We start from the raw sequence: 11,516 nt of genomic DNA, 5'->3' as shown, positions 1-11,516 counted from the left end.
GAAGCCGCAGTAGCTATTTCAGGATACACGCCAACACAACGTGAAGTTAGTGGGACATATCAAGGAAACGTGATGAATTTGACGTTCACATACACGAAAGACGGCGTTACCCCGGATGAAAGTCAAACACCGGTGAAGTTGACGGTGCACTACGTGGACGAGAACGGTAACCAACTAAGCGCAGATAAAGAAGTTACGGGAGTACAAGGTACAGACTTTACAGAAAATGCAGTGGCAGTTTCTGGATATACGCCAACACAACGTGAAATTAGTGGCACGTATCAAGGCAATGTGATGAACTTGACGTTCACGTACACGAAAGATGGTGTCACACCGGATGAAGGTCAAACGCCGGTGAAGTTAACGGTGCACTACGTGGACGAGAATGGTAACCAGTTGAGTATGGACAAAGAAGTTACCGGAACACAAGGTACCGACTTTACTGAAAGTGCAGTGGCAGTCTCTGGATACACGCCAACACAACGTGAAATTAGTGGCACGTATCAAGGCAACGTGATGAATTTGACGTTCACATACACGAAAGATGGCGTGACACCAGATGAAAGTCAAACACCGGTAAAATTGACGGTGCACTATGTGGATGAGAATGGTAATCAATTGAGTGCGGATAAAGAGGTCACCGGAACACAAGGCGATAGTTTTACGGAAAACGCAGCAGTTATTCCAGGATATACCCCGACTAAACGTGAAATCAGTGGGACATATCAAGGCAATGTAATGAACTTGACCTTTGTTTACACAAAAGATGGTGTCACCCCAGATGAAAGCCAAACACCGGTAAAATTGACGGTGCACTATGTGGACGAGAACGGTAATCAATTGAGTGCGGACAAAGAAGTTACCGGAACACAAGGTACCGACTTTACGGAAAATGCAGTGGCAGTCTCTGGATACACGCCAACGCAACGTGAAATTAGCGGGACGTATCAAGGCAACGTAATGACGTTAACGTTTGTCTACACACTGAACGATAGTGATAATAACGGGCAACCAACGTTACCAGACGATGGAAATAATAAACCAGGAACGGATGGCTCGACGCCGGTTACTCCTGAGACAACCGATCCAACGCTAAAACCAAGTGGTGAAAACACAGTAACTACTGAGAATCACACGGTGAACGTGAAAAATGATCATCCAACAGGAACGTCGCGTGATACAACTCCGATTGAGTTGGACCAAGCAACAGGCATCACTCAAGTCTCGGATCACACACAAGCAACTTCTTCCAAGGCCCAGCAAGAATCAGAGCAGAAATTACCCCAAACAGATCAGCAGCAAGAAACAATGCTCACCGTAATTGGCTTAGCATTGATGTCGATGTTAGGACTTTTGGGAATTGGTAAAAAGAGTCGTAGAAATTAATTGATCAATAAAATCAAAAATCGGGGGTTCACAACTAATTATGTGAACCCCCGATTTTTAAGTGTGATAAAAAAGCCCCGTTTGAAAATGACTTCCAAACGGGGGCTTATTGCAATTTTTCAGACCGTATTTTCTTGACGGAATGGTGAAGATATAAGGACAGTCAACAACTTATAGCCATATTCAGGATAAACTGAATGTAAAAGAAAGAAAAGGTGTAAATACGAATTCTTAAACGAATGCTAATTAATGACAACCAATTTAGAAGAAAAAGTCACTCTGTTGGTCACTTTTTACCAAAAAAATTCAGATCTTGTAGACAATCCTACAACCAGCCTAAATTTAGTCAAAAAGTTTTGCGAAAACGCTTGCAAATGAAATTTGGATCCGCTATACTAATGTCATCGGTTAGTTGTTTAGGACAACCAACTATAAACTTTAACCACTAAAACAAACCCAAATCACACGGAGGATGGACATGACTGAATTATTTGATTTTCCAAAGGCTACCTATCTTGGCGGCAAAAAAGGACTCGACTTTAAGGCTGCTAAAGGCTACAACTTCTACAACCCAGAAGAAGAAATTACTGCTAACGGCAAAACTTTGAAGATGAAGGACTGGCTCAAGTTCTCAGTTGCTTACTGGCACACAATGGACCAACGCTTGGTTGACCCATTTGGTGAAGGTACTGCACAACGTCCTTGGGACAAAGAAGGCGAAGAAGGTTCGATGGAACTGGCCCTTGCCAAAGTTGATTACATGTTCGAATTCATGGACAAATTAGGCGTTGAATACTTTGCATTCCACGATCGTGACTTGGCACCAGAAGGTAACACCCTTCGCGAAACCAACGAAAATTTGGACAAAGTTGTCGACAAGATCGAACAAAAGATGCAAGAAACTGGTAAGAAATTACTTTGGAACACATCATCATTGTTCACTAACAAGCGTTTCGTTGCCGGTGGTGCAACCACACCATTTGCTGACGTTTTAGCCTATGCCGGTGCACAAATCAAGCACTCACTTGAAATTGCTAAGCGCTTAGGTTCAGAATCATACGTCTTCTGGGGTGGTCGTGAAGGTTACGAATCACTTTTGAACACTGATACAAAACGTGAATTAGACCATATCGCAGCCTTCTTCCAGTTGGCCGTTGATTACGCTAAGGAAATTGGTTACACGGGTCAATTCTTGCTCGAACCAAAACCAAAGGAACCAACTTCACACCAATACGATACTGATGCCCAAACAACAATTGCCTTCTTGAAGACATACGGTTTGGAAAATGACTTTAAGTTGAACCTTGAAGGTAACCATGCATTCTTAGCTGGTCACACTTACGAACACGAAGTACGCTTTACTCGTGAAGCCGGCTTACTCGGTTCACTTGACGCCAACATGGGTGACAAGTTGATCGGCTGGGATATCGATGAATTCCCTAACGACATCTACGAAGCAACACTCGTAATGTACGAATTCTTGAAGAACGGTGGCCTTCCTACTGGTGGTTTGAACTTTGATGCTAAGGTTCGCCGTCAAAGCTTTGAAGCAGAAGACTTGTTCTACGGTCACATGGCCGGCATGGACGTTTATGCTGCTGGTTTGCGGGTTGCTGCTAAGATCATGGAAGACGGCTACTTTGAAGACGTCTTGAAGGATCGTTACTCATCATTTGATTCAGGGATCGGTGCTGACTTCGAAGCTGGCAAAGTTACATTTGCTGACCTTGAAAAGTACATCATCGACACACCAGATGCAGACGTAATTGCTGCAACTAAGTCTGGTCACCTTGAAGCAATCAAGGCTACTCTTAACAACTACATCTACTCTGTATTAGGCGCTCGTTTTAACTAAGCTACCGCCGAAAAAAGAATTTAAAAAAGTGCTGCTACGAAACGATATTCGTTTTGTAGCAGCACTTTTTGTGTTCATTTGTTCGCTGTTCAATGAATCGATAATAAGTCTGCGGTGCCTTTTAGCAGCACGTTACTTAAGTGACGTGTAGTTCACGGTCAACTATTTTCTTCAACCGTAATTGAAGAAAACCAAAAATTCGGAAATTTTACAAACATAATTGAAGAATTTTTGCTATCAAAATAAGCTGACGCGTGTTAGAGGCTGATTGCCGCCACAATATACCGCTCCCATTAGCGTTGGTGCCACGCTTGGATGACCGAGCGCCAGGAACCGGTGGCTTTAAATAACCGTTGGTACTTTTGTGGCATTTGGGTGATGCCAATCTGGGTGAGAGGATCGATAATTTGCTGTTTAAACGCGGCACCGGCGGGATCAGTGTGGTTGTTGAGAAACGCCCGCATCGCGGGGATGAGGTCGGGACGTCGCTGAATTTGTGTCTCGTTAACTTCGTAAAAATGGAGTCGACCCTTGACCGGAAAAGGGGTAATGGGCATCATCGGGCGCACGTGCCAGCTATAGTTGCCAGCTTGGTCGGGGTGCGGGGAAACGGCCGTAATTTGAACGATGGCGAGGGCATAGCCATTGGCCATGCCCAGACCAAAGTCGGTCGTTGAGGGGGTCTGCGACGAGACCAGTAAAAATTGAGTGGTGTTACCCGGTTGCCAAGTACGATACTCAATGGGTTTAGCACCGGTCAAAATATCGAAGGCGTAGGGATTTTTGATGGAAAGGGCGTCCATTAGTTCAGCTCCAATCTGAGTGAGCACATATCCGAATTAGTTGGTTCAACCAACTAATTCGGTACATACTTTAAGTAATAACATAGATCAATTAAACGAAAATTCAAAGAAAATTCATACATCGCTGGAATTCAACAGTCGCAAGGCATTTACGCTTGTGGAAAACTTTTTTAAGCCAAAATTTGTTAAAATAGTTTGAAATCCAAACTAAATTAGGATAGGATATCGGTAACTTGTTGAAACCGATCAGCAAGTAAAAAATTTAACCAATTAGTTTGAATATCGAACTAATTGCTAGATCATAAAGGAGTTAGTAATGAGTCTATTAGATACAACGGAAATTATGCAGTTAATTCCCAATCGTTACCCGATTCTTTTCATGGATAAGGTTGATGAGCTAGAACCTGGTGAATCAATTGTGGTGACGAAAAACGTCACAATTAACGAAGAATTCTTTCAGGGGCACTTTCCGGGTAACCCAGTGATGCCCGGTGTCTTAATTATTGAAGCACTGGCACAAGCCGCCTCTATTTTAATCTTGAAGGCCGACCGATATCAAGGCAAAACCGCGTACCTCGGTGCGATCAAGGATGCCAAATTTCGTCGGGTGGTTAGACCAGGCGATGTACTGAAATTACACGTAAAAATGGTGAAGCAACGCGATAATATGGGAACGGTTGATTGCCAAGCCATTGTGGATGATCAGGTGGCTTGCTCTGCCGGATTAACTTTTATCGTTGCGGACGCTGAATCAAAGTTATAATAAGAGATAAAAACGTTCACAGGAGAAAAGTACCATGACAAAGAACACCGCCGAAACCATTAATCACGAGGATTTCCTATTTATTAACGATTCGTTAGTTGAAATTTTCGATAAAATTTTGAGAATTGAAGAACGAGAACTACGTAAGAGCCGGTTCAAAGATATTACCATCAACGAACTTCACTTGGTTCATGCCATTACGCTGCATGAGCAAAAGACGACGAGCGCAGTAGCCCACGAGCTTCATCTCAGCAAGGGATCGTTGACCTCCAGTGTCAACATGCTGGTGAAGCGTGGGTACGTGGAGCGGATTCGAAATCAACAGGATCGGCGGGTCATTAATCTGACACTGACAAGTAAGGGGCGGTTACTCTACCGGGCTCACGATGCTTTTCATCGACAACTGGTAAAGAGCTTCTTGATCGGGATGGACGAAAACGACATGCCCCTGATCAAGCGGGCGCTCACGAACTTACAGAATTTTGTAGACGAGGCAACCAATCATTGAAATTCGAAAATTTTACAATTGAAGCAACGGCCAGCGCGGTACCTAAGCGGGTGGTCACGAATGATCAACTTGCCCAGATTATGGAGACGTCGGACGAATGGATTGTGCAACGGACTGGGATTCATCAGCGCCATATCAGTACTGATGAAACAACGACCCAGCTGTGCACGCAAGTTGCCCAAACGCTATTAGCGAAGGCTAATCTGACCGCCGATGATCTCGATTATATCGTGGTGGCGACGATGTCACCGGATACGTTGACACCGTCCGTCAGTGCTGGGGTTCAGGGAAACCTCGGCGCCCAGCATGCCGCGGCCTTTGACCTGAATGCAGCCTGTTCCGGTTTTGTGTATGGCTTGAGCGTGGTACGCCAGTTACTAATCGGCGACCGACAAAAGCATGCGCTATTGATCGGGGGCGAAGTCCTCAGTCGCCTGATTGACTGGCAGGATCGCAGTACGGCGGTATTGTTTGGCGATGGCGCTGCTGGTGTGCTACTGAGTAGTGCGCCAGCAGCTGAAGGAGCTTGGATCAGCGAAGATCTCCGCACGTTTGGCGATCTGGGGGACCATTTGACTGCGGGCCAGCTGCCGAGTCATGATCCCTTCACCGGCCAGACGAGCGCGAGCCAGCCATATTTTCAGATGAATGGGCGGCAGATCTATTCATTCGCAGTTAAACAAATCCCGCAATCCATTGAACGGGCCGTGACACAATCTCACCTGATAGTTAATGACATAAATCATTTTGTGCTACATCAGGCGAACCAACGGATCATCCAGGCGGTGGCGAATAAGATGGCGGTTGAGAGTGCTCTATTTCCGGTAAACATTGGAGAAATGGGCAACACGGCCGCAGCAAGTGAGCCATTGTTACTTGATCAGTTGGTGACCGATGGTACCATTCAGCGCGGCGACTTGCTGGCGCTAACGGGATTTGGCGGCGGCCTGACGGTGGGAACGGTGCTTTTACGATATTAACCACGCACCACGCCTGTACTGCGGCAGTTCTATGACATCAATCAGTTTTAAACTAAATCAAAAACAAGTTAAATCAAATTTGGAGGAATTTAATTATGAATCAAACAGAAGTTTTCAATCAAATCAAAGACATCGTGATCGACCAACTGGATACGGACGCACCAGACATTCAATTAACAACAAACTTTAAGAGTGACCTCAGCCTTGATAGCCTCGACGTGTTTGAAATTGTCGACAAAATTGAAGATACATTCGACGTTGAAATCGAAAGCGATGAAGGGCTTGCCACCGTTGGCGATTTGGTTAACTACGTTCTGGAACAAAAGGCCTAAGCCGGGTGATCAAACATGACAATCGGATACTTATTTAGCGGCCAAGGGCAACAGTTTGCGGGAATGGGTGCGGACTTATACGCCCAAGAAGCGAGTTACCGAGACGTGATTGATCAAGCCAGCGACATTTTGCATCATGACCTAACGACGCCGGCGGTAGTGGAAGATCCCCAATTGGCACAAGCCAACATCGTGGCGTTTAGCGTCGCCTTGCATCGCGTGCTCGCACCGGAATTACCGGCACCAGCTGCAATGACCGGTCTGAGTTTAGGCGAGTATAGCGCACTGGTGGCGGCCGACAGCTTGGACTTAGCCACAATTTTGCCCCTTGTCGTCGATCGGACGGCTTACATGAATGAAGCCGGTGCGCAACGACCTGGAACGATGAGTGCGGTTCTCAAAACGAGTGCGGCACAGGTGGAGGCAATTTGCCATCAGGTCCGTGAACAAGGAGAGCTGGTCTATCCGGCGAACTACAATACGGCGCGCCAGATTGTGATCGGCGGCAGTGCTGCGGGAGTTGCTCAGGCCACTGAGCGATTTCATGCGGCAGGAATCAAGCGGGTGGTGCCGTTGAATATGACGGTGGCCTCGCATACGCCACTCATGGCGGCGGCCAGTCGGTCACTGGCACGGCGGTTACAAGACGTCGTGTTTGAGGAACCCAGCGTGGCTGTTTATAGTAATACGACGGCGCGCCCGTTTGCTCAGTTGAGCCTGCGAGACACACTGGTCAAACAACTGGTTCAACCCACCCGATTTGATCTTTGCTTGACGGCGTTGTGCGATCAGGGCTGTGACACGTTGATTGAAATTGGGCCGGGGGATGCGTTGAGTAAATTAGCGCATAAGAATCATCCGGATTTGGCGACAGCCCACGTCGACAGTGTGGCGACGCTGAATCAGGTCCGACATGCATTGGAGGAAGTTCATGGATAATGAAAAACAAGTCATTTTGGTCACTGGTGGGACACGGGGAATTGGTCTGGCAATTGCGCAAGCACTGGCAACGCCTACTAATCAAGTCGTGATTAACGCCCACCATGAACCAGACGAGGTGTTCCAAGCAACCCTCAGTGATATTGATGTCGTCGTGGGCGACGTGGCGGTCGAAGCAGATGCGCAAGCCATGATTGATACCATTATGGAGCGTTACGGGCGAATTGACGTGTTGGTGAACAATGCGGGCATCACCCGTGACAAGCTGTTAAGCCGGATGAAGCTGGCCGACTTTCAGGCCGTGATCGATACCAACCTCGTGGGCGCGTTTAACATGACGAAGGCCGCGATGAAGATCATGCAAAAACAGCGTCGTGGGTGCATTGTGAATATGTCGAGCATTGCCGGAACAAACGGTAATTTAGGCCAAGCCAACTATTCGGCTAGTAAAGCCGGCTTAATCGGGCTTACGAAAACAACTGCGCAAGAAGGCGCATTACGCCATATTCGGTGCAACGCGATTGCACCAGGAATGATCAACACGGATATGACGGCGAAGCTCAGCGAACGGGTTGTGGAACAGTTTGTGGAAAAAATTCCGCTCGGTCGATTTGGTGAACCAGGAGAAATCGCACTCACGGTTAAATTTTTGATTGATAACCCCTATATTACCGGCCAAGTACTGAAGGTCGACGGGGGACTAACGATGTAGGGGATACCCTTACAACAGGAGGAACCATATGAAGCGAGTAGTGATCACAGGCATGGGAGCGGTGACGCCGCTCGGCAATAGTGCCGCAGAATTTATTGATGGCATTTTAAAGTCACAAGTCGGGATTGCCCCGATAACTAAATTTGATGCCACGGCGACGGGCATTACGGTCGCTGGTGAAGTGAAAGATTTTGATGCAACAAAACGAATTGATAAAAAAAGTGCAAAACGTAACGACCTTTTCACGCAATACGCCATGTATAGTGCCGCGGAAGCATTTGAAAACGCGGGATTAAGTGACGGGGGCGTCGATCCCGAAGAACTCGGTGTCATTTATGGTTCCGGGATCGGGGGGCTCACGACGATCGAAGAGCAAGTGATCAAGATGCACGAAAAGGGCCCGAAGCGGGTTTCCCCACTCTTTGTGCCTAATTCCATTGTGAATATGGCAGCGGGGGATGTGGCGATTATGATTAACGCGCAAAACACCAGTCAGGGAATCGTGACGGCGTGCTCTTCGGCAACCAATGCGATTGGTAATGCCTTCGAGTACCTGCAGCTCGGTAAGGCGCAAGTGATCGTGACGGGCGGCTCGGAAGCCTCAGTCAACCAGATTGGGATTGCGGGCTTTGCTTCGCTGACTGCTTTGTCTAAAAGCGAGGATCCACAACAGGCTTCGATTCCGTTTGATCGGGATCGCAACGGGTTTGTGATGGGGGAAGGGGCCGCAACGTTGGTACTAGAAACGTTAGACCACGCCCAGCAACGGCATGCGCCAATCTTGGCAGAAGTTGTCGGATATGGGACCACGAGCGATGCCTACCACATGACCGCACCGGATCCAGAAGGCAAGGGTGCCACACGAGCAATGCAACAGGCCCTTAACCAAGCCCACATTACCCCTGATCAAGTGGACTACATCAATGCGCATGGGACGAGCACGGCCGCTAACGATAGCGCGGAAGCCCAGGCCATTGAACGGCTCTTTGGGCAAAATAGCCACGTGAAGGTCAGCAGCACGAAGGGGATGACAGGTCATCTTCTCGGGGCAGCTGGGGCCATCGAGGCGGTTGCGACCATTGGGGCCATGCAACAAAGTCAGATGCCAGTCAACGTTGGGGTTCAGCACCAAGACGAAGCCTGCCCAGTGACGCTGGTGAACGATGAGAACAAACAGGCACCGGTTGAGTATGCGCTCAGTAACTCGTTTGGATTTGGTGGTCATAACGCCGTGATCGCGCTAAAGAGGTGGCATTCAGAAGATGAATGAAAAAGAAATTGAACAATTAATGACGAAGTTCGATCAGTCATCATTGCTAGATTTTCAGCTTGTTCAAGATGAATTTCAGCTATCGCTAAGCAAGCGGGAGCAGGCAACTCCGGCCGCACCGGTAGCAAGTGTACCGACAAATGATCCAGCAACCGTTAGCACGGCGGCAGAGGGTCCCGCACAACCGGTTGTCGATGAGACGGCAACGGCCGTGAAGGCACCGTTAGTCGGGGTGGTGACGTTTAACGACCCCGCCAAGCAGGTCGGCGATCCCATTCAAAAGGGGGATGTCATCTGTTCGATCGAGGCAATGAAAATGGCTAACGAGGTCAAGAGTCCGGTCACGGGCACGATCAAAGCGGTTTTGGTGGACGATCAGACGATGGTCGAGTACGACCAACCATTATTTGAAATTAGTGAGGGGTGACGGTATGCAAGCAGTCGATGAGATGATTCCACAACGGTATCCGTTTCAAATGATTGATCGCTTTCTCGCGATCGAATCCGGAAAAAGTGCGAAGGCGCTAAAACTGGTGACGATCAATGAATGGTACTTCCGTCAGCCAACACAACGCTTGGCGATTCCGCGTCCAATCTTACTTGAAATGCTCGCTCAGACGGGAACGGCGGCTTTACTGACGGTTCCCGAGTATGAGGGGAAAACCATTTTCTTTGGCGGCATTAAGCAGGCGGAGTTCAGCGCGGATTGTTGCCCAGGCGATCGGTTGGAGCTGACGGTCGAACTGACGAAGGTTAGACGACAGATCGGGGTTGGAACCGGAATTGTAACGTGTGATGGTGAAGTAAGGTGTCGAGCGGAGTTGATCTTTGCGGCACAGGGATAAGGGTGTGTAACGAACCGGTCAGATACTGAGGATTAATTGAGTCTTTGTGATTGATTCCGAACTGGGGGATTGATGACCAAGACTTGATTGACCGCAGGTGTCTGGTTCGTGACCCCCAACGTGATGTGAACGCCCCATCAACTAAGCTTGCCGACTTTCAGGAGTCGACCACAAACACAACTCAGACACCTATCTAAGCAGAACAAAACCAAATGGAGAGATGCAATTGTTTAACAAAGTATTAGTAGCCAACCGGGGTGAAATTGCGGTTCAAATTATTCGTAATTTACAGGAAATGGGTGTGGCGACGGTTGCCGTTTATTCGACAGCAGACCGGGAAAGCCAGTTTGTGCAACTTGCTGATGAAGCGGTGTGCATTGGTGGCCCACAACCGGCACAGTCCTATCTGAATATGCCCCAAATTATTAATACAGCCATTTTATTGGGATGTGATGCGATTCACCCTGGCTACGGATTTTTAGCGGAAAACGCGGCATTTGCGCAGCTGTGTGAGGATTGTCAGATTAAATTTATCGGCCCCCGCGCCGCAGTCATTGAGACTATGGGCGATAAGGCCCATGCGCGTCAGGCTATGCAACAGGCTGGTGTACCAGTTGTGCCGGGCAGCAAAGCGGTCGTGACAAGCGCCACGGCGGCAGCCAGAGAGGCCCAACGCATTGGTTATCCGGTGCTCTTAAAGGCTTCGGCGGGTGGCGGCGGCAAAGGAATCCGGCGGGTCGATCAGGCAGATCAACTCGTTGGGGCCTTTCACGCCGCTCAGCAGGAAGCCCAAACGGCGGTGGGCGACGATAGTATCTATATCGAAAAGGTGATCGTCAATGCCCGACACGTCGAGATGCAGGTGATTGCAGATGAAGCCGGCCACGTGGTGTATCTGCCGGAACGAGACTGTTCGCTCCAACGTCATCACCAAAAAATCATCGAAGAAAGTCCTTGTTCGGCACTGGATGAGGACCATCGTCAGGCATTGGGGCAACGATTAGTGCAGGCTTGTCGTCAGTTAGGATACACCAATACCGGGACATTTGAATTTTTAATGGATCAGGATCAGCAATTTTATTTTATGGAAATGAATACCCGGTTACAGGTGGAACATACCGTG

13 protein-coding genes are annotated in these 11,516 nt (G+C 48.2%); 12 read left to right on the top strand and 1 reads right to left on the bottom strand.

Annotated features, from left to right (window positions below; translation table 11 throughout):
- Together FC26_RS12855 and xylA are read left to right on the top strand one after the other, a co-directional pair.
- On the top strand, positions 1-1,386 hold a 1,386-nt coding region (locus tag FC26_RS12855), incomplete at its 5' end, for a MucBP domain-containing protein (RefSeq protein ID WP_162259968.1).
- 478 nt (positions 1,387-1,864) lie between these two features.
- Positions 1,865-3,241 (top strand): xylose isomerase, encoded by a 1,377-nt coding sequence (xylA, locus tag FC26_RS04665; protein ID WP_057778248.1) that lies wholly within the window; start codon positions 1,865-1,867, stop codon positions 3,239-3,241.
- A gap of 293 nt (positions 3,242-3,534) precedes the next feature.
- On the opposite strand, the gene FC26_RS04660 is transcribed toward xylA, so the two are convergent.
- Entirely contained in the window at positions 3,535-4,044 is a 510-nt protein-coding gene (locus FC26_RS04660) for an ASCH domain-containing protein (RefSeq protein WP_057778246.1), read from the bottom strand.
- A 316-nt stretch (positions 4,045-4,360) separates the two neighbouring features.
- On the opposite strand from FC26_RS04660, the gene fabZ reads away from it, so the two are divergent.
- The 10 genes from fabZ to FC26_RS13035 all read left to right on the top strand — a co-directional run.
- The gene (gene fabZ / locus FC26_RS04655; protein ID WP_057778244.1) at positions 4,361-4,807 is read left to right on the top strand and encodes a 3-hydroxyacyl-ACP dehydratase FabZ; all 447 of its coding nucleotides are present in this window, start codon (positions 4,361-4,363) and stop codon (positions 4,805-4,807) included.
- Positions 4,808-4,841: 34 nt separating this feature from the next.
- On the top strand, positions 4,842-5,315 hold the full coding sequence (locus FC26_RS04650; RefSeq protein ID WP_057778242.1) for a MarR family winged helix-turn-helix transcriptional regulator: 474 nt from the start codon (positions 4,842-4,844) through the stop codon (positions 5,313-5,315).
- On the top strand, positions 5,312-6,295 hold the full coding sequence (locus FC26_RS04645; protein WP_057778239.1) for a beta-ketoacyl-ACP synthase III: 984 nt from the start codon (positions 5,312-5,314) through the stop codon (positions 6,293-6,295). Before FC26_RS04650 ends, FC26_RS04645 begins: the two co-directional genes overlap by 4 nt.
- Positions 6,296-6,390: 95 nt before the next feature.
- Positions 6,391-6,627 (top strand): acyl carrier protein, encoded by a 237-nt coding sequence (locus tag FC26_RS04640; RefSeq protein WP_057778237.1) that lies wholly within the window; start codon positions 6,391-6,393, stop codon positions 6,625-6,627.
- A 15-nt stretch (positions 6,628-6,642) separates the two neighbouring features.
- Complete coding sequence (locus FC26_RS04635; RefSeq protein WP_057778234.1) at positions 6,643-7,566, top strand: ACP S-malonyltransferase; 924 nt, start codon at positions 6,643-6,645, stop codon at positions 7,564-7,566.
- Positions 7,559-8,278, top strand: a complete 720-nt coding sequence (gene fabG, locus FC26_RS04630; RefSeq protein WP_057778232.1) for a 3-oxoacyl-ACP reductase FabG — start codon at positions 7,559-7,561, stop codon at positions 8,276-8,278. Before FC26_RS04635 ends, fabG begins: the two co-directional genes overlap by 8 nt.
- Before the next feature lie 28 nt (positions 8,279-8,306).
- Entirely contained in the window at positions 8,307-9,548 is a 1,242-nt protein-coding gene (gene fabF, locus FC26_RS04625; RefSeq protein ID WP_057778230.1) for a beta-ketoacyl-ACP synthase II, read from the top strand.
- Positions 9,541-9,975 (top strand): acetyl-CoA carboxylase biotin carboxyl carrier protein, encoded by a 435-nt coding sequence (locus tag FC26_RS04620; protein ID WP_057778228.1) that lies wholly within the window; start codon positions 9,541-9,543, stop codon positions 9,973-9,975. Before fabF ends, FC26_RS04620 begins: the two co-directional genes overlap by 8 nt.
- A gap of 4 nt (positions 9,976-9,979) precedes the next feature.
- Complete coding sequence (locus tag FC26_RS04615; RefSeq protein ID WP_057778226.1) at positions 9,980-10,393, top strand: 3-hydroxyacyl-ACP dehydratase FabZ family protein; 414 nt, start codon at positions 9,980-9,982, stop codon at positions 10,391-10,393.
- 226 nt (positions 10,394-10,619) lie between these two features.
- On the top strand, positions 10,620-11,516 hold an 897-nt coding region (locus tag FC26_RS13035), incomplete at its 3' end, for an ATP-binding protein (RefSeq protein WP_235809470.1).

The sequence above is a fragment of the Paucilactobacillus vaccinostercus DSM 20634 genome, from assembly GCF_001436295.1.
Classification (GTDB): domain Bacteria; phylum Bacillota; class Bacilli; order Lactobacillales; family Lactobacillaceae; genus Paucilactobacillus; species Paucilactobacillus vaccinostercus.
Note: the sequence above shows the minus strand (reverse complement) of the source record. Positions and strands in the feature narration are given on the sequence as shown.